Raw genomic sequence first — 18,148 nt, forward strand, 5'->3', positions numbered from 1 at the left:
CGCTTACTGGTGGCTATCGGTGAAGGGCAGCAGGGCCAGGTAGCGGGCGCGCTTGACGGCGGTCGCCAGCTGGCGCTGATAGCGAGCCTTGGTGCCGGTGATGCGGCTGGGAACGATCTTGCCGGTCTCGGTGATATAGGCCTTGAGGGTGTCCAGATCCTTGTAATCGATCTGCTTCACGCCCTCGGCGGTGAAACGGCAAAACTTGCGGCGACGGAAAAAGCGTGCCATGTGAAGACTCCTTCAGCGGTGCGATGGGTGAGATCAGGCGGTTGCGGCGCGGGGCTTCTCGTCGCGGGACCTATCGTCGCGGGACCTATCGTCGCGGGACCTATCGTCGCGGGGCTTCTCGTCACGATCGTCGCGACGCGCGCGCTTCTCTTCCACCGGCTTCATCATCGGGGACGCCTCGGTAATCGCTTCCTTGCAGCGCACCACCAGGCTACGAATGATGGCGTCGTTGAAGCGGAAGATGTTCTCGATCTCGTCGAGAGTCTCGCCTTCGCACTCGACGTTCATAAGCACGTAGTGAGCCTTGTGGATCTTGTTGATCGGGTAGGCCAGGTGACGACGGCCCCAATCCTCGAGACGATGCACGGTACCGCCGTTTTCGGTGACGAGGCTGGTGTAGCGCTCGACCATGGCCGGGACCTGCTCGCTCTGGTCCGGGTGGACCATGAACACGATTTCGTAATGACGCATGGAATCTCCTTGCGGTTTGGCAGCTTCCGCGGGGGCCTGGGCTCCGGGGAAGCAAGGAGTGATATCGGAAAAACACGAGTGCCCGCTCGACGAACGAACGGGCGCACGAATTGTAAAGAGTGGCAATGGTGATGGCAAGCGCCGGTCGCTTCAGCCTCGTCGCTGACGCACCGCCTCGAACAGGCAAATACCCGTGGCCACGGAGACATTGAGGCTCGGCACGTTGCCGGCCATGGGCAGCTTGACCAGCAGATCACAGGCCTCACGGGTCAGGCGGCGCATCCCCTTGCCCTCGGCCCCCATCACCAGGGCGGTGGGGCCGGTGAGGGCCGCCGCGTAGACGAGCGCCTCGGCTTCCCCGGCGGTGCCGGTGATCCACACCCCCAGCTCCTTGAGCCTGGCCAGGGCACGGGCCAGGTTGGTCACCTGGTAGACCGGCACGCTCTCGGCGGCCCCGCAGGCCACCTTGCGTACCGTGGCATTGAGCGGCGCCGACTTGTCCTTGGGCACGATCACGCCGTGGACGCCGGCGGCATCGGCGCTGCGCAGGCAAGCGCCGAAGTTGTGCACGTCAGTGACGCCGTCGAGCACCAGCAGCAGCGGCGGCGATTCGTGGGGCCAGGCCTCCAGCTTGAACCACAGGGACGCCTCGCTCTCGAAGGCCAGCGGCGCGGCAAAGGCTACCACTCCCTGGTGGGCGGCCCCCTGGGCGATCCGGTCGAGCTCGTCGCGGGAGCGGGTCTGGAGGCGAGCACCGCGACTGCCTGCCGACTCCACCAGTTCGGCGAGGCGACTGCCTGCGCTGCCCTCCTGCACCCAGAGCTCCCGCGGCGTCTCGCCGCGCTCGAGCAGGGCGCGCACCGCATGCACACCGAACACCGCCTCCAGGCCGCCGGGTACCGCCGGCTGGCCACCGGCTGGCCGACGGGGTCGCTTCTGCTTCATGGCCATCCTTACGTCTGTGGCGGAGACAGCACTCAGCGCCGCGAGCGGCGGCGACGGCCGCCACCGCGCTTCTTGCCGTCGCCCTCATCGGCCTTGGTCGCCGGGGTGGCCTCGGCTTTGGGCGGCTTGCCACCGGCACGCGCACGTCCCTTGTCGGGGGCGTCATCCCCCCCGCGGCGGCGGCGCGGCGCCCGCTTGGGGCGCGGCTTGTCATCGGCCAGGGCGAAGTCGATCTTGCGGTCGTTGAGGTCGACCCGGGCCACCTGCACGGTGACGCCATCGCCCAGCCGGTAGCTCATGCCGCTGCGCTCGCCCTTGAGGCGGTGCTTCTCCGGTTCGTAGTGGTAGTAGTCGGAGGGCAGCGAGGTGACGTGCACGAGGCCTTCGACATAGACCGCGTCGAGGCGAACGAAGATGCCGAACTGGGTGACCGAGGCGATGGTACCGTCGAACACATCGCCGAGCTTGTCGGACATGAACTCGCACTTGAGCCAGTCCTCGACGTCACGGGTGGCGTCGTCGGCGCGGCGCTCGGTCATGGAGCAGTGCTCGCCGAGTTCGAGCATCTGTTCGAAGGTATAGGGCGCCCACTTGCTCGGCGGCTCCACCTTGGCGCCGTCGGCACGCAGTACCGTGGCGGTCTGACGCGGGCCACGGACCACAGAACGGATGGCGCGGTGCACCAGCAGGTCCGGGTAGCGGCGGATCGGCGAGGTGAAGTGGGCGTAGGCCGGGTAGGCCAGGCCGAAGTGGCCGTCGTTCTGGGGCGAGTAGACCGCACGGCTCATGGAACGCAGCATCACCGTCTGGATGACGTCGGTGTCGGGGCGATCCTTGATGACCTCGGCCAATTCCCGATAGTCCTGCGGACTGGGATCGTCGCCGCCCCCCAGCGACAGCCCCAACTCGTTGAGAAACAGGCGCAGCTTGTCGAGGCGCTCCGGCGAGGGCTTCTCGTGGATACGATAGAGCGCCGGCAGGTCATGCTTGTCGAGGAAGCGCGCCGTGGCCACGTTGGCCGCCAGCATGCACTCTTCGATGATCTTGTGGGCATCGTTGCGGCTGCGCGGGACAATCTTCTCGATCTTGCGCTCGTCGTTGAAGACGATGGCCGTCTCGGTGGTCTCGAAGTCGATGGCGCCGCGGGCCACGCGGGCCTCGCGCAGCACTCGGTAGAGGCCGTGCAGGTTCTTCAGCGACGGCACCAGCTCGCGGTGCTCCTCGCGCAGGGCATCGCCCGCCGAGTCCTCCTCGTCGAGGATCGCCGCCACCTTGTTGTAGGTGAGGCGCGCGTGGGACTGGAACACCGCCTCGTAGAAGCGATAGCGGCTGATGGCGCCGCTCTGGGAGATGTTCATCTCGCAGACCAGGGCCAGCCGATCGACGGCCGGGTTGAGCGAGCAGAGCCCGTTGGAGAGCAGCTCGGGCAGCATGGGCACCACCTGCCCGGGGAAGTAGACCGAGTTGCCGCGGCGAATCGCCTCCTGGTCCAGGGCACTGCCCGGACGCACGTAGTGGGAGACGTCGGCGATGGCTACCAGCAACTTCCAGCTGCCGGACTTGGTCTTCCAGGCACAGACGGCGTCGTCGAAATCCTTGGCGGTTTCGTCGTCGATGGTCACCAGTGGCACGTCGCGCAGGTCGATGCGGTGCTGCTTGTCCCCATCGGCCACCTCGGCGGACATGCTGGCGATCTGGTCGTGGACCTCCGGAGGGAACTCGGCGGGGATCTCGTAACTGCGGATGGCGATGTCGATCTCCATCCCCGGATCCATCCGCTCACCGAGCACCTCGATCACCTCGCCCACTGGCTGCACCCGGGTCTCGGGCTGCTGGACGATCTTCGCCGAGACCACCTGGCCATCCTTCGCCCCGCCACACGCGCTGTGCGGGATGATCACCTCCTGAGTGATGCGCGGGTTCTCGGGAATCAGCACCCCGAACTCGGAGGTGTTCTGGCGGTAGACCCCGACGATGGTCTGGGTATTGTGGGAGAGCACCTCGGCGATTGTCGCCTCGTCGCGGCCGCGGCGATCGCGCCCGCTGACGCGGGCCAGCACGTAGTCCCCGTGGAAGGAGCGACGCATCTGCCGGGGCGGCAGCACCAGATCAGGCTTCTTGCCGTCCTCGCGGAGCAGGAAACCGAAGCCGTCGCGGTGGCCCAGCACCTTGCCGCGGATCAGGTCGAGCTTGTCGATCAGCGCATAGGCACCGGCGCGGTTGCGCAGCACCTGGCCATCACGCTCCATGGCGGCCAGGCGTCGACGCACCGCCTCCTGCAGGTCTTCATCATCGAGGCCCAACAGGCGGCTCATCGTCTCGTGGGTGATCGGCTTGCCCACCTCCTCGAGCCGGGCGAGCAGGTACTCGCGGCTGGGGGCAGGATTGTCGTACTTGTGGGCCTCGCGGCTGGCGTGCGGGTCGTCGCTGAGCGTCCAGTGGGTCATGCGTTGAGCATCCTTGGCAGGGTCGATGACGGCATGAGTGAGAGGGCGCGCAGGCGCCGCGGGCATGAGGTCTGGGATATCGTTTGGATTGTCATGGGCGCAGTATAGCGCCGCGTCGTCCACCACCCAACCATGGTGACCCTCGCCGCCACGGCGAAAAGCGAGAAAAGTGCGCCCCGAGGCCCTTCCGACGCTTGCATTGGCGAGGGAATGGGGTATCATGCGCCTCGCCTGCCCAGATGGCGGAATTGGTAGACGCGCTAGCTTCAGGTGCTAGTGTCCGTAAGGACGTGGAGGTTCAAGTCCTCTTCTGGGCACCATCGCTCCCTCGGGAACGGTGATCGGGAGTTCGCTCCCCGCTCTTTGTCAGCTCGAATCGATCGTGTTCGCCCAGGTGGCGGAATTGGTAGACGCGCTAGCTTCAGGTGCTAGTGTCCGTAAGGACGTGGAGGTTCAAGTCCTCTCCTGGGCACCATCCTTCGGGATACCGCGAACACGACGAGATGCATGATGCGCCCAGGTGGCGGAATTGGTAGACGCGCTAGCTTCAGGTGCTAGTGTCCGTAAGGACGTGGAGGTTCAAGTCCTCTCCTGGGCACCACTCTTACCATCGCATCGTGCCGCATGAACCCGACAAGAGCGCTACAGCAATAGCATCACAGCAGGAACAGCACACAAGGCCGCGACGTGGATCGCGGTTTTTTTGTGCTTATTGAAAGCGCCCGGGGCGGCGAGCCACCTCCTCCAGCGCCCAGCCCCGCGTCTGCACCTCCCCCTCCAGCACCTCGGCCACCTCCTCTGGCAGGCGCGGGAAGAAGTTGAGCCCTGTGCGCGCCTCGATCTCGTCGACGCTGACCAGGTAGTCGTCCAGGGGCTCATCGCCGCGCACCTCCTGGGGCATGATGAAGGCCAGCACGCGCGCCTCCCCTTCCGGTACCGCAATGATCTTGTAGAAGGCCTCGGGAATCTCCACCAGCCCCACCCGGTTGAAGACATTGTCGCGGAAGCGCTCGGGAAATATCGGGCCGGTGATCACCTGCACTTCATTGAAACGCGGCACGAAATGGTCGATCACCACCTCCTCGAGGCGCTGCCACAGCCGTCGATTGAGATCTGGACGTTGGGGCGACATGTTGCTCATGTAGAAGGTGTCGATCTGCGCCTCCCGCCCGTGCACCGCCGCGATGGCATAGTTGGGCGCCATATGGCCGCGGTCAAAGCCGCTGCCGGCGTAGTGGTCGGTACCGATGGGCCAGAGGGTTCGCCAGTCCTGGCGAAAGCCGGGCCGCGGACCGGCGCCGGGGTCCTCCACTGCCTGCAGCCGATAGCTGACCCACAGCGGATTGACCCGCACGTCGGACCAGCCCACCAGGAAACCCTCGTTACGCAGTACTCTATGCAGGCTGGTAGGCGTCAGGCTCTGCCACTCGGGCACGCCCATCCACACCAGCTGGTCGCGAACCTGGCGCTCCTGGCCGTACCAGAGGCCGGAGGTGACCAGCACGAAGAGCAGGGTGATACCGAAGCGACGCGTCTGGCGGCGCCAGCGCGGGACGGGGGAACGACGTCGACTCATCCTTGAAACGGCTTCCAACAGAGGGGAAAGAAAGGGTGGCCATGCCGACCGGGCGCTCGGGGCAACCCGGCCAGTGGTTCTGGCCCGGGGCGCTACCAGCCCAGCGAGAACATGGTCTCGAGGTCGTGGCGAGAGTGCACCTGCATGGCGTTGAGGGTCTCGGTGTCGCGGACCCCCTCCACGGCGTTGAGCCGCTCGGTGACCAGTTCGGCCAGGCTCTCGAAATCGCGGGTGCGGGCGATGGCCACCAGGTCATAGCGTCCGCAGGTGGAATAGACCTCGCTGATTCCCTCCACGTCGGCGAGGCGCTCGGCCACCGCCTTTACCTGGCCCTTCTCGGCATTGATCAGGATCACGGCATTCTGCATCGGGCACTCTCCCTGCTGCGGGCCCCTCTGGGCTCGGTGGCTATCCGGCCGATGGCGGCCGGCGATGGCACGAGTATACCAGCGCCGGTAGCCCGGCAGAATCGCGGCTCAGCCGAGCAGGCTGCCTTCCAGCTCGAGAAGCCGGCGCTTGAGCGCCAACCCGCCGCTGTAGCCGCCCAGGCCGCCGGCGGCCACCACCCGGTGGCAGGGAATCAGCAGCGGCAGCGGGTTGGCACCGTTGGCGGTGCCGATGGCCCGTGCAGCACCCTCGCGACCGAGCCTGCGCGCCAGCTCTCCGTAGGTGCGGGTCTCACCCCAGGGGATGCGCAACAGGGCGGCCCAGACCTGGCGCTGAAAGTCGCTGCCGCCGGGCGTCAGCGCCAGGCTGAAGCTGCGCCGCCGGCCGGCCAGGTAGGCCAGCAGCTGGTCACGGGCCTCGGCCAGGGCGTCGTCGTCCTGGCGGGCCGCCTCGGGGTCGGGCCGTCCCTCGGCGGCCAGGGTCAGCTGCCGCAGGCCCTCGGACTCTGCGCACAGCAGGATCTCGCCAAGGGGGGAGGCAAAGCGGGTGAAGATCATCGGCCCTCCTGGGCTCCGGCATGCCGCGCGACGTATTGCCGCACGGCCAATGGCTGGTTCGCATCGCTACGGTCACTCTACTACCATGGAGCAGCGAACTCCCCGGGGCAGCCCCTGTCGGAGCAAGAGGTGGCTGACCACCCGCAAGAAACGAAGAACAGGAATCTTTCCTGCAACCGTGACGAAAAGGAGATCCCATGGCCAATCATAGCCGTCGTGACTTCATGCGCAACAGCCTGCTGGGCCTCGCCGCCCTGCCGCTGGGCGCGGGCATTCTCTCCAGGACCGCCTTCGCTGACACTCTGCCGCGGCTGGATCCAGCCAGCGACCAGGCCCAGGCCCTGAACTACGTCGAGGTTGCCGAGGACGCCGCCGATCACCCGGCCTACGAGGAGGGTGAAGTCTGCGACAACTGCATGTTCTGGCAGGCCGACAGTGAAGGCTGTCAGCTCTTCCCGCAGAACAGCGTCGAGCCCAAGGGGTGGTGTCAGTCCTGGACCGCCCAGGCCTGATCGCTCTCCACGACACGCTTGAAAAAACCCGCGCCCTGGCGCGGGTTTCGTCGTTTCCGGGCCGGCCTCAGGCCCGAGCCGCCTCCTCGGGCAGGGGCCACTGGTAGCGGCGCACCACCTCGTCGCCCGCCAGTGACTCCAGTCGCACGGGGAATCCCCACAGCTGATGCAGATGACGCAACACCGGATAGACGCTGCGCGCCAGGGGGCGGCGGCTGTCCTCGACGTGGCGCAGGGTCAGCGAGCGATCACCGCGGATATCCGCCGAAAAGACCTGGATGTTGGGCTCGCGCAGCGACAGGGCGTACTGGGTGGCAAGCGCCTCGCGAACTCGCCGGTAACCACGCTCATCGTGGATCGCCGAGACCTCGAGCATCTCCTCCTGGTCATCGTCCACCACCATGAACAGCTTGAGGTCGCGGATGACCTTGGGCGACAGGAACTGCTGGATGAAGGATTCATCCTTGAAGTTCTTCATGGCGAACTCCAGGGTCTCCCGCCAGTCGCCGCCGGCGGCATCGGGGAACCACTGGCGATCCTCCTCCGTCGGGTGCTCGCACAGGCGCCTGAGGTCACTGAAGATGGCAAAGCCCAGCGCATAGGGGTTGATGCCGCTGTACCACTGGCTGTCGAAGGCAGGCTGATGCACCACCGCCGTGTGCGACTGCAGGAACTCCAGCATCAGCCCCTCATCCACCAGACCCTCCTCATAGAGCCGGTTCATCAGGGTGTAGTGCCAGAAGGTCGCCCAACCCTCATTCATCACCTGGGTCTGGCGCTGGGGATAGAAGTACTGGGCCAGCTTGCGCACGATGCGCACCACCTCACGCTGCCAGGGCGCCAGCAGCGGCGCGTTCTTCTCGATGAAATAGAGCAGGTTCTCCTGGGGCTCGGCGGGGTAGCGCCCCCCCGCATGCAGCCCCAGCGGATCCTCCTCGTCGTGTCTGCCGGCCAGCACGTCTGCGGGAGCCCGCTCGGGGATGGTGCTCCACAGGGTATTGACCTGAGACTGCAGATACGCCTCACGTTCCTTCTGGCGGCGCACCTCCTCGGCGGCGGAAATCGGCGAGGGGCGCTTGTAGCGGTCAACGCCGTAGTTCTGCAGGGCATGGCAGGCGTCCAGCAACTGCTCCACCGCCGCCACGCCATGGCGCTCCTCGCACTCGGCCACATATTTCCTGGCGAACATCAGGTAGTCGATGATTGAGCTGGCATCGGTCCAGGCGCGGAACAGATAGTTGCCCTTGAAGAAGGAATTATGGCCATAGCAGGCGTGGGCCATCACCAGCACCTGCATCATCAGGGTGTTCTCCTCCATCAGGTAGGCGATGCAGGGGTCGGAATTGATCACCAGCTCATAGGCCAGGCCCATCTGGCCGCGCCGATAGGCCTGCTCCACCGCCAGGAACTGCTTGCCGAAGGACCAGTGATGGTAACCCACCGGCATGCCGACACTGGCGTAGGCGTCCATCATCTGCTCGGTGGTGATCACCTCGATCTGGTTGGGGTAGGTATCGAGGCGATACTCGTCCGCCAGCCGGGCAATCTCGCGCTCGAACTCGGTCAGGATCTCGAAGTTCCAGTCGGAGCCGGTGGCAATGGGCTTGCGTCGTGTCATGGTTTCTCCTCGGCGCCGCGTCGGGCGCTCAACCGCCGACGGCGCGTCGCTTGAACAGCTCACGGAACACCGAATAGATATCTCCGGCCTCGACGATCTGGCGCATAGCGAAGCGCGCAGGAAACTCGGCGGCCACCGTCTCGTACTCTTCCCACAGTGCCTGGTGGGCGTGGGGAGTGATCTCCACGTAGGTGAAGTACTGCAGGCGAGGCATCAGCTTCTTGATCAGCAGGTCTCGACAGGCGACGGAGTCATCATCCCAGTTGTCGCCGTCCGAGGCCTGGGCCACGTAGAGATTCCACTGCCCCGGCGGATAGCGCTTGGCGATGATCTCGTCGACCAGGGTCAGGGCGCTGGAGACGATGGTGCCGCCGGTCTCCCGGGAGTAGAAGAACTCCTCCTCGTCCACCTCCTTGGCGGCGGTGTGGTGGCGCACGAAGACCAGTTCGACCTTCTCGTAGCTGCGCTCCAGGAACAGGTAAAGCAGCAGGAAGAAGCGCTTGGCGATGTCCTTGTGGGCCTGGGTCATGGAGCCGGAGACGTCCATCACGCAGAACATCACCGCCTTGCTGGAGGGCATCGGCTGGTTGACCAGGTTGTTGTAGCGCAGGTCGTAGGTATCGATGAAGGGCACCGCCTCGAGGCGTTTCTCGAGACGCTCGACCTCCGCCCTGAGCTCGTTGATCCGCGCCGGGTTGCGCAGCACCGGGTCCTTGGCCTCCTCAAGCGCCAGTGCCTCCCGCGCTTCGCGCAGGGCGCGACGAATGGGCCCCCGCATGGCGATGCGTCGCGCATGAGCCTCGCGCATGGAGCGCACGATATTGATCCGCGCCGGCACACCGTGGCGGGACACGCCCGCCCGGACCGGGCGCACCTCGTTGAGGTCCACCAGCGCCTTGCGCTCCAGGTGAGGAAGTTCCAGGCCGTCGAAGACGAAATCGAGGAACTCTTCACGGCTCAGGGTGAAGGCAAACTCGTCCATGCCCTCCCCCTGATCCGAGGCGCTGCCCTCCCCGGCCCCGCCGCCGCCTGCGCCGCCCGGGCGGCGCAGGCGATCCCCCTGGATGAACTCCCGGTTGCCCGGGGCGACAATCGAACGTTTCCCGCCCGGGCCATGCTGAAACACCGGCTCTGAGATATCGCGACCCGGGATCGAGACCTTTTCGCCACGCTCCATGTCGGTGATGGAGCGGCGGTTCACCGCCTCCTCCACCGAGCGCTTGATATGGGTGCGGTAGCGATCGAGGAAGCGCTGTCGGTTGACCGCGCTCTTGTGCTTGGCGTTGGCCCGTCGATCGATGAAATAGGTCATGGATGACCTCCTCGGCCTACTGCGACTTGCGCACCCGCAGGTACCACTCGGAGAGCAGGCGCACCTGCTTCTCGGTGTAACCTCGCTCCACCATCCTGGCCACGAAGTCCTCGTGTTTCTTCTGGTCCGCCTGGGAGGCCTTGGCGTTGAAGGAGATCACCGGCAGCAGCTCCTCGGTGTTGGCGAACATCTTCTGCTCGATCACCCCTCGCAGCTTCTCGTAGGACTGCCAGCTGGGGTTCATGCCATTGTTATGGGCACGGGCCCGCAGCACGAAGTTAACCACTTCGTGGCGGAAGTCCTTGGGGTTGGAGATGCCGGCCGGCTTCTCGATCTTCTCGAGCTCCTCGTTGAGGGACTGACGGTTGAACAGCTCGCCGGTCTCAGGGTCCCGATACTCCTGATCCTGGATCCAGAAATCGGCGTAGGTGACGTAGCGGTCGAAGATGTTCTGGCCATACTCGGAATAGGACTCGAGATAGGCGGTCTGGATCTCCTTGCCGATGAAGTCCACATAGCGCGGCGCCAGATACTCCTTGATATAGCGCAGGTAGCGCTCGAAGGTCTCCCGGGGCAGCTGTTCCTGCTCGAGGCGCTTCTCCAGCACGTAGAGCAGATGCACCGGGTTGGCCGCCACCTCCTGGCTGTCGAAGTTGAACACCTTGGAGAGGATCTTGAAGGCGAAGCGGGTGGAGAGCCCGTCCATGCCCTCGTCGACCCCGGCGGCATCCCGGTACTCCTGGATCGACTTGGCCTTGGGGTCGGTATCCTTGAGGTTCTCGCCGTCATAGACCCGCATCTTGGAGTAGACGCTGGAGTTTTCCGGCTCCTTGAGTCGCGAGAGCACCGTGAACTGAGCCAGCATGCGCAGGGTATCCGGCGCGCAGGGTGCCTGGTTGAGAGAAGAGTGCTCGAGCAGCTTGCGGTAGATCTTGACCTCCTCGGAGGCCCGCAGGCAGTAGGGCACCTTGACGATATAGACGCGGTCCAGGAAGGCCTCGTTGTTGCGGTTGTTGCGGAAGGCCTGCCACTCGCTCTCGTTGGAGTGGGCCAGCACGACGCCCTCGAAGGGAATCGCCCCCATGCCCTCAGTGGGGTTGTAGTTGCCCTCCTGGGTGGCGGTCAGCAGCGGATGCAGCACCTTGATCGGCGCCTTGAACATCTCCACGAACTCCATCAGCCCCTGGTTGGCGCGACACAGTCCACCAGAGAAGCTGTAGGCGTCGGGGTCATCCTGGGAATACATCTCCAGCTGGCGGATATCCACCTTGCCCACCAGCGAGGAAATGTCCTGGTTGTTCTCGTCACCGGGCTCGGTCTTGGAGATCGCGATCTGGTTGAGCCGCGAGGGGTAAAGGCGCACCACCCGGAACTGCGAGATATCGCCGCCGTACTCCTTGAGACGTTTGGCCGCCCAGGGCGACATCACGCTCTTCAGGTAGCGCTGCGGGATGCCGTACTCCTTCTCGAGCAGCTCACCGTCCTCCTCGGGAGAGAACAGGCCCAGCGGCGACTCGTAGACCGGCGAGCCCTTGATGGCATAGAAGGGGACCTTCTCCATCAGCAGCTTCAGCCGCTCGGCAAGCGACGACTTGCCGCCCCCCACGGGGCCGAGCAGGTAGAGGATCTGCTTGCGCTCCTCGAGGCCCTGGGCGGCGTGGCGGAAGAAGGAGACGATCTGCTCGATCGCCTCCTCCATACCGTAGAATTCGGCAAATGCCGGATAGCGGCGAATGACCTTGTTGGAGAAGATCCGAGACAGCCGTGGATCCTTGGCCGTGTCGATCACCTCGGGCTCGCCGATGGCCTCGAGCATCCGCTCGGCGGCCGACGCAAAGGTCGTCGGCTCCCGATGACAGAGCTCCAGGTACTCCTGCAGGGTCAGCTCCTCCTGCTGGACGCGCTCGTAGCGGTTCTGCACATGGTCGAAGATGCTCATCGATGTCTCCTTAAAGCCCGATGATTCAGCGCCTGGTGCATCAGCGGCGCTCCGGATCGTGGCAGTTTCAGCGTAGGACAGTCCGGCACAGCATTAGCGGACATCGAATCAACGCTGGACCTTAACTCCTGAGAGCCTGATGTCGAGCAAGGGTTCGTTGGCAACCGTGGAGTTTTGCCAACGCAACGCGTCCGGGGCCCGCCGAGAAGACTCGGCGGGCCCCGAAGGAAACCCCGCAGGAGAGCGGCGCCAGGCTCGGCAGAAGATTACAGAGCCGCCGCCACCCGTGTGCCCTGATCGATGGCGCGCTTGGCATCCAGCTCGGCGGCCTCCTCGGCGCCACCAATCAGGTGCACTTCCATGCCCGCGGCGCGCAGCGGCTCGAGCAGCTCGCGCACCGGCTCCTGGCCGGCGCAGACCACCACGGTATCCACCTCGAGCAGGCGTTCTTCTTCCCCCACCCGCAGGTGAAGTCCGGCCTCGTCGATGCCCAGGTACTCGCAGCCGGCCAGCGTCTCGACGCCGCGGCGCTTGAGCGAGGCGCGATGCACCCAGCCGGTGGTCTTGCCGAGGCCGCGACCCGGCTTGGAGGCCTTGCGCTGCAGCAGGAAGACCCGACGAGGCACCTCGGGGCGGCGCGGCGCCTTGAGGCCGCCGGGTGTCGCGACAGACAGGTCCACGCCCCACTCGTCGCACCAGGCGTCCCGGTCCAGGGGCAACTGATCGCCATGGGTAAGCAGCTCCGCCACGTCGAAGCCGATGCCGCCGGCGCCGATGATTGCCACCCGCCGCCCGACCCGTTCCGGATGCAGGATCGCCGCGGGATAGCTCATCACCTTCGGATGCACACTGCCGGGCAGCTCCAGACGGCGCGGGCGCACCCCGCTGGCCAGCACCACCGCATCGAAATCGCGCAGCGCCTGGAGATCCGCCTCGCAGTCGAGGCGCACCCCCACACCGTGCTTGTCCAGCATCACCCGGAAGTAGCGCAGGGTCTCATCGAACTCTTCCTTTCCCGGGATGCGCCGTGCGTAGTTGAACTGACCGCCCAGTTCGGGGCCACGTTCGAACAGGGTCACCGCATGACCCCGCTGGGCCGCGGTGAGCGCCGCCGCCAGACCCGCCGGGCCTCCGCCCACCACGGCGATGCGCCTGGGCGTCTCGGCAGGCGCGATAAGCAGTTCGGTCTCGTGGCCGGCCCGCGGGTTCACTAGACAGGATGTCGCCTTGCCCGCGAAGGTGTGGTCCAGGCAGGCCTGGTTGCAGGCGATGCAGGTGTTGATCTCCTCGACCCGGCCCTCGGCGGCCTTGCTCACCCAGGCCGGGTCGGCCAGGAAGGGGCGCGCCATGGAGACCATGTCCGCGTGGCCCTCGGCGAGCACCCGCTCGGCCACCTCCGGCATATTGATGCGGTTGGTGGTGACCAGCGGCACCGATAGCGCCGCCTTCATGCGTCGAGTCACTTCGGTGAAGGCCGCCCGCGGCACGCTGGTGACGATGGTCGGCACCCGGGCCTCGTGCCAGCCGATACCGGTATTGATCAGGCCGGCGCCGGCGGCCTCGACCGCCCGCCCCAGGGCCACCACCTCGTCATGGGTGCTGCCCTCCTCCACCAGGTCGATCATGGAGAGCCGGAAGATGATCAGGAAGTCGTCGCCCACCGCCTCGCGCATGCGCCGCACGATCTCCACCGGGAAGCGGAGGCGGTTCTCGAAGGCTCCACCCCAGGCGTCGTCACGGTGGTTGGTGCGACGGCAGACGAACTGGTTGATCAGATAACCCTCCGAGCCCATCACCTCCACCCCGTCATAACCGGCCTGCCTGGCGAGCCTCGCGCAGCGCACGTAGTCGGCGATCTGCTGCTCTACCTCGTCACCGCTCAGCGCACGGGGCGTGAAGGGGTTGATCGGCGCCTGGATGGCCGAGGGGGCGACCAGCGCCGGGCCGTAGGCGTAGCGTCCGGCATGCAGGATCTGCAAGCAGATGCGCCCGCCCTCGGCATGCACCGCCTCCACCACGCGGTGATGGTCGGGCAGCTGCGTCTCATGCTCCAGGGTGGCGGCCCCGTCGAAGACGGCACCTTCGGGGTTGGGGGCGATGCCGCCGGTAACGATCAGCGCCACCCCTTCCCGGGCCCGCTCGGCATAGAAGGTCGCCAGGCGCTCGAAGCCGCCGGGCGTCTCCTCCAGGTTGGTGTGCATGGAGCCCATCAGTACCCGATTGGGCAGCGTCAGGTGGCCCACCGACAGGGGGCGAAACAGATGGGGATAGGGGGTCACGGCGCACTCCTGATGATGCTTCCCGAGAATCAAACAACTGTATGATAGTTTTTCCGGCGTTGCAAAACCGATGCGCTCGGTCGAGCCGCCTTCGCCGGAGCATCGCCCGGAGTAGGCGGCACGGGGAAGCGAGAGGGGCGGGGGCAGGCAGGATTGACACTACGAAAGGGAGAGAGGGGTCGTACAGAGTGGCAGCAGGCGCGGGGCCCATCAATGAAAAAACCCCGAGCGGTGGGGCTCGAGGCTTTCGAGATTCGTGTACAGCGAAGCACCTGCAGAATTGGCGGACCGGACGGGACTCGAACCCGCGACCTCCGGCGTGACAGGCCGGCATTCTAACCAACTGAACTACCGGTCCGCGTGGTGGGTGATACCGGATTCGAACCAGTGACCCCCAGCATGTGAGGCTGGTGCTCTAACCAACTGAGCTAATCACCCACGAGAACTGCAAAGCGTGCTGTATCTTTTTACTGCGACCTGCTGGTGCTGTCAGGCCATCATCGTGGCGGACCGGACGGGACTCGAACCCGCGACCTCCGGCGTGACAGGCCGGCATTCTAACCAACTGAACTACCGGTCCGCAAGATGATACCTGGCTGGCGAAGACACGTTGGCGGACCGGACGGGACTCGAACCCGCGACCTCCGGCGTGACAGGCCGGCATTCTAACCAACTGAACTACCGGTCCGCTGCGTGCTTCTCATGTTCAGGCACTGCTCTGGCACTGCTCTGTAGCAGTGGTGGGTGGTACAGGGTTCGAACCTGTGACCCCCAGCTTGTAAGGCTGGTGCTCTCCCAGCTGAGCTAACCACCCCTGGACACGTGGCGCTGAATTCTACAGGGGACGGGATCAATGTCAACGCTTTTTGCCCGACACGACCCGAGACACCAATACCCGACATTTCATCAACTTGCCCACTGCCCCGGGGGGGGCTCAGGCATGCTCGGCCATGAACACGGCGATGACCTCGGCTGCCTCATCGATCAGCGACGCCTGGGTGCGCCCGCTGGCCCGTCGCGGACGCCAGTCATGATCGCCATCCTCGAGCAGGTGAACGCGGGCGGCGCCCAGGTCATAGCTTGCGATCTCGGCGCGGTTGCCGAAGGGGTCGCGGCTGCCCTGAAGCACCAGGGTAGGACAGGCGATCAGCGGCCAGTGGGAGAGACGCAGCGACTCGGGCTTGGCCGACGGGTGGAAGGGATAGCCACACAGGATCAGGCCGGCGGCGCCGTCCCGGGCCGCCAGCAGGCTCGCCACTCGCCCACCCATGGACTTGCCACCGAGCCAAAGCGGTGGCAGCGAAGAATGCGTCAGAGTGTCGCACCAGCGCATCAATTCCTCGACCAGGCGATCGATTCGAGGAGGCGGTCGACGCCGCGCCTCACGGCGCATCTGCTGCAGGAAGGCGAACTCGATGGCCAGGGTCTGGACACCGCGCTCGGCCAGGGCGTCGCGACAGTGCTCCAGAAATGTGGAATCCTGGCCGGAACCCGCGCCATGGGCCATCAGCAGGCGGCCGATGCGGGCCTCGCCGCGCACCTCCAGGGGACCGTCGGGCAGCCACCAGCGACCACGTTCGCCCGCTACCAAACGGTCGCGACACCGGGCTGGGGTAATGGGCTCATAATCCTGAGCGGCAAAATGTGACAAGGGATCTCCTCGTGAGTTCTCCGACTACACCGATTGGCGTGTTCAGGATTGAGACGGGCTGCGATACAATCCTTAACGTCTTGACCTGCATCATCCTCGGGGCGCTGGGTCCGTGGCAAACTGACGCAGCTTCAACCCGCTACCGCGTTCGATGGGAACCTGACATGAGCACAGCACTTGAACACCCGACCTACAACTACAAGGTAGTTCGGCAGTTCGCGATCATGACAGTTGTGTGGGGCATCGTGGGCATGCTCCTCGGTGTCATCCTCGCCGCACAACTGGTATGGCCGCAACTCAACCTCGATCTACCCTGGACAAGCTTCGGCCGCCTGCGGCCGCTGCACACCAACGCCGTGATCTTCGCCTTCGGGGGTTCTGCGCTGTTTGCCACCTCCTACTACGTGGTGCAGCGGACCTGTCAGACCCGGCTCTGGTCTGACAAGCTGGCCGCCTTCACCTTCTGGGGCTGGCAGGCGGTGATCCTGTCGGCGGTGATCACCCTGCCGCTGGGCTACACCACCACCAAGGAGTACGCCGAGCTGGAGTGGCCGATCAACATCCTGATCGCCGTGGTGTGGGTCACCTATGCCCTCGTCTTCCTGATGACGGTCAAGCAGCGCAAGACCTCCCATATCTACGTGGCCAACTGGTTCTTCGCCGCCTTCATCCTGACCGTCGCGGTGCTGCATATCGTCAACAATGCCGCCATCCCGGTCACCGCCATGTACTCCGTCTCCGTCTACGCCGGCGCCATCGACGCCATGGTGCAGTGGTGGTACGGCCACAACGCGGTGGGCTTCTTCCTGACCGCCGGCTTCCTGGGCATGATGTACTATTTCGTGCCCAAGCAGGCCGAACGCCCGGTCTACTCCTATCGCCTCTCCATCGTGCACTTCTGGTCGCTGATCATGGTCTACATGTGGGCCGGCCCGCACCACCTCCACTACACCGCCCTGCCCAACTGGGCCCAGTCGCTGGGCATGGTCATGTCGATCATCCTGCTGGCGCCCTCCTGGGGCGGCATGATCAACGGCATGATGACCCTCTCGGGCGCCTGGCATAAGCTGCGCACCGACCCGACCCTGCGCTTCCTGGTAGTGGCCCTCTCCTTCTACGGCATGTCCACCTTCGAAGGCCCGATGATGGCGGTGAAGACCGTCAACGCCCTGTCCCACTACACCGACTGGACCATCGGTCACGTCCACGCCGGTGCCCTGGGCTGGGTGGCGATGATCACCATCGGCTCCATGTACCACCTGATTCCGCGCCTGTTCGGCCGCACCGAGATGCACTCCGTGGGCCTGATCGGCGTACATTTCTGGCTGGCGACCATCGGCACTGTGCTCTACATCGCCTCCATGTGGGTCAACGGCATCCTGCAGGGCCTGATGTGGCGCGCCATCAACCCCGACGGCACCCTGATGTACACCTTCATCGAGTCCGTCGAAGCCAGTGGTCCCGGCTACATCGTGCGCCTGATCGGCGGCCTGTGCTGGGTCGTGGGCATGCTGATCATGGCCTACAACGTCACCATGACCGTCAAGCGCGGCGAAGGCGCCCGTCAGCCGCTTCCGCAGACTGCCTGAGCCAACCGGGGATACCGACACCAATGAAACACGAGATTGTCGAAAAGAACGTTGGCCTGCTCGCCGTGCTGATCCTGGTGGTCATCAGCTTCGGCGGCCTGGCCGAGGTCGTGCCGCTGTTCTTCCAGAAGCAGACCACGGAGCCGGTGGACGGGCTGCGCCCGCTCTCCGCCCTGGAACTGGAAGGCCGCGACATCTATCGCCGCGAGGGCTGCGTCGGCTGCCATTCGCAGATGATCCGCCCGTTCCGCGCCGAGACCGAGCGCTACGGCCACTACAGCGTGGCCGGCGAGTCGGTCTACGACCACAACTTCCTGTGGGGCTCCAAGCGCACCGGCCCGGACCTGGCCCGCGTGGGCGGCCGCTACAGCGATGACTGGCACCGCGCCCACATGTACAACCCGCGCGACGTGGTGCCCGAGTCGATCATGCCCTCCTACCCGTGGCTCTTCGAGCGCACCCTGGACGGCAGCGACACGCCGAAGAAGATGGAGGCGCTGCGCATGGTGGGCGTGCCCTACACCGACGAGGACATCGCCAACGCCACCCGCGAGGTGCGCGGCCAGCAGGAGATCACCGCGCTGATCGCCTACCTTCAGCAGCTGGGCACGGTGCTCGAGGGAACCCGCTGAGC

Annotated in this window: 15 protein-coding genes and 8 tRNA genes; 6 read left to right on the top strand and 17 right to left on the bottom strand. The window is 65.4% G+C overall.

The window, feature by feature from the left end; translation table 11 throughout:
• Window positions 1-3 precede the first annotated feature (3 nt).
• The 4 genes from rpsR to rnr form a co-directional block, all read right to left on the bottom strand.
• Window positions 4-231, bottom strand: coding sequence for a 30S ribosomal protein S18 (rpsR, locus tag ACR80S_RS04150; protein WP_290906381.1), 228 nt, complete (start codon window positions 229-231; stop codon window positions 4-6).
• A 33-nt stretch (window positions 232-264) separates the two neighbouring features.
• Window positions 265-702: a 30S ribosomal protein S6 gene (rpsF, locus tag ACR80S_RS04155; protein ID WP_435399267.1), complete on the bottom strand. Its 438-nt coding sequence runs from the start codon at window positions 700-702 to the stop codon at window positions 265-267.
• A gap of 150 nt (window positions 703-852) precedes the next feature.
• Entirely contained in the window at window positions 853-1,647 is a 795-nt protein-coding gene (gene rlmB, locus ACR80S_RS04160) for a 23S rRNA (guanosine(2251)-2'-O)-methyltransferase RlmB (protein ID WP_435402633.1), read from the bottom strand.
• Between the two features lie 32 nt (window positions 1,648-1,679).
• Window positions 1,680-4,094, bottom strand: a complete 2,415-nt coding sequence (rnr, locus tag ACR80S_RS04165) for a ribonuclease R (RefSeq protein WP_435402634.1) — start codon at window positions 4,092-4,094, stop codon at window positions 1,680-1,682.
• A gap of 233 nt (window positions 4,095-4,327) precedes the next feature.
• Here rnr and ACR80S_RS04170 point away from each other — a divergent pair.
• The 3 genes from ACR80S_RS04170 to ACR80S_RS04180 all read left to right on the top strand — a co-directional run bounded on the left by ACR80S_RS04170 (window position 4,328) and on the right by ACR80S_RS04180 (window position 4,695).
• A tRNA-Leu gene (locus ACR80S_RS04170) sits at window positions 4,328-4,414 on the top strand.
• A 68-nt stretch (window positions 4,415-4,482) separates the two neighbouring features.
• Window positions 4,483-4,569, top strand: a tRNA-Leu gene (locus ACR80S_RS04175).
• A gap of 39 nt (window positions 4,570-4,608) precedes the next feature.
• Window positions 4,609-4,695: transfer RNA gene (locus tag ACR80S_RS04180), tRNA-Leu, on the top strand.
• Window positions 4,696-4,803: 108 nt separating this feature from the next.
• On the opposite strand, the gene ACR80S_RS04185 is transcribed toward ACR80S_RS04180, so the two are convergent.
• The 3 genes from ACR80S_RS04185 to ACR80S_RS04195 form a co-directional block, all read right to left on the bottom strand.
• A complete protein-coding gene (locus ACR80S_RS04185) occupies window positions 4,804-5,670 on the bottom strand; it encodes a DNA/RNA non-specific endonuclease (protein WP_435399270.1) in 867 nt (288 codons plus the stop codon).
• A gap of 92 nt (window positions 5,671-5,762) precedes the next feature.
• Window positions 5,763-6,038 carry an Lrp/AsnC family transcriptional regulator gene (locus tag ACR80S_RS04190; protein WP_290788241.1) on the bottom strand — a complete coding sequence of 92 codons (276 nt, stop codon included), beginning with the start codon at window positions 6,036-6,038 and terminating at the stop codon, window positions 5,763-5,765.
• Between the two features lie 108 nt (window positions 6,039-6,146).
• Window positions 6,147-6,614, bottom strand: a complete 468-nt coding sequence (locus ACR80S_RS04195; protein ID WP_435402635.1) for a methylated-DNA--[protein]-cysteine S-methyltransferase — start codon at window positions 6,612-6,614, stop codon at window positions 6,147-6,149.
• Window positions 6,615-6,811: 197 nt separating this feature from the next.
• On the opposite strand from ACR80S_RS04195, the gene ACR80S_RS04200 reads away from it, so the two are divergent.
• Window positions 6,812-7,126 (top strand): high-potential iron-sulfur protein, encoded by a 315-nt coding sequence (locus tag ACR80S_RS04200; RefSeq protein WP_435399272.1) that lies wholly within the window; start codon window positions 6,812-6,814, stop codon window positions 7,124-7,126.
• 67 nt (window positions 7,127-7,193) lie between these two features.
• Here the strand turns inward: ACR80S_RS04200 and ACR80S_RS04205 are convergent, their stop codons facing one another.
• The 10 genes from ACR80S_RS04205 to ACR80S_RS04250 all read right to left on the bottom strand — a co-directional run bounded on the left by ACR80S_RS04205 (window position 7,194) and on the right by ACR80S_RS04250 (window position 15,925).
• Window positions 7,194-8,744, bottom strand: a complete 1,551-nt coding sequence (locus ACR80S_RS04205; RefSeq protein WP_435399273.1) for a SpoVR family protein — start codon at window positions 8,742-8,744, stop codon at window positions 7,194-7,196.
• A 28-nt stretch (window positions 8,745-8,772) separates the two neighbouring features.
• Entirely contained in the window at window positions 8,773-10,056 is a 1,284-nt protein-coding gene (locus ACR80S_RS04210; protein ID WP_435402636.1) for a YeaH/YhbH family protein, read from the bottom strand.
• A 16-nt stretch (window positions 10,057-10,072) separates the two neighbouring features.
• Window positions 10,073-11,995 carry a PrkA family serine protein kinase gene (locus tag ACR80S_RS04215; protein WP_435399275.1) on the bottom strand — a complete coding sequence of 641 codons (1,923 nt, stop codon included), beginning with the start codon at window positions 11,993-11,995 and terminating at the stop codon, window positions 10,073-10,075.
• 266 nt (window positions 11,996-12,261) lie between these two features.
• Entirely contained in the window at window positions 12,262-14,205 is a 1,944-nt protein-coding gene (locus ACR80S_RS04220; RefSeq protein WP_435402759.1) for an FAD-dependent oxidoreductase, read from the bottom strand.
• Between the two features lie 350 nt (window positions 14,206-14,555).
• A tRNA-Asp gene (locus ACR80S_RS04225) sits at window positions 14,556-14,632 on the bottom strand.
• Window positions 14,633-14,635: 3 nt separating this feature from the next.
• Window positions 14,636-14,712 (bottom strand) — tRNA-Val (locus ACR80S_RS04230).
• A gap of 65 nt (window positions 14,713-14,777) precedes the next feature.
• A tRNA-Asp gene (locus ACR80S_RS04235) sits at window positions 14,778-14,854 on the bottom strand.
• 31 nt (window positions 14,855-14,885) lie between these two features.
• Window positions 14,886-14,962: transfer RNA gene (locus ACR80S_RS04240), tRNA-Asp, on the bottom strand.
• A 50-nt stretch (window positions 14,963-15,012) separates the two neighbouring features.
• Window positions 15,013-15,088: transfer RNA gene (locus tag ACR80S_RS04245), tRNA-Val, on the bottom strand.
• 120 nt (window positions 15,089-15,208) lie between these two features.
• Window positions 15,209-15,925, bottom strand: coding sequence for an alpha/beta family hydrolase (locus tag ACR80S_RS04250; RefSeq protein ID WP_435399276.1), 717 nt, complete (start codon window positions 15,923-15,925; stop codon window positions 15,209-15,211).
• Window positions 15,926-16,089: 164 nt separating this feature from the next.
• On the opposite strand from ACR80S_RS04250, the gene ccoN reads away from it, so the two are divergent.
• Both ccoN and ccoO read left to right on the top strand, forming a co-directional pair.
• On the top strand, window positions 16,090-17,514 hold the full coding sequence (gene ccoN / locus ACR80S_RS04255) for a cytochrome-c oxidase, cbb3-type subunit I (RefSeq protein ID WP_435402637.1): 1,425 nt from the start codon (window positions 16,090-16,092) through the stop codon (window positions 17,512-17,514).
• A gap of 23 nt (window positions 17,515-17,537) precedes the next feature.
• Window positions 17,538-18,146 carry a cytochrome-c oxidase, cbb3-type subunit II gene (ccoO, locus tag ACR80S_RS04260; protein WP_435399278.1) on the top strand — a complete coding sequence of 203 codons (609 nt, stop codon included), beginning with the start codon at window positions 17,538-17,540 and terminating at the stop codon, window positions 18,144-18,146.
• The last annotated feature ends 2 nt before the right edge of the window (window positions 18,147-18,148 follow it).

The organism is Halomonas salsilacus, assembly GCF_051216275.1.
Taxonomy (GTDB): Bacteria; Pseudomonadota; Gammaproteobacteria; order Pseudomonadales; family Halomonadaceae; genus Halomonas.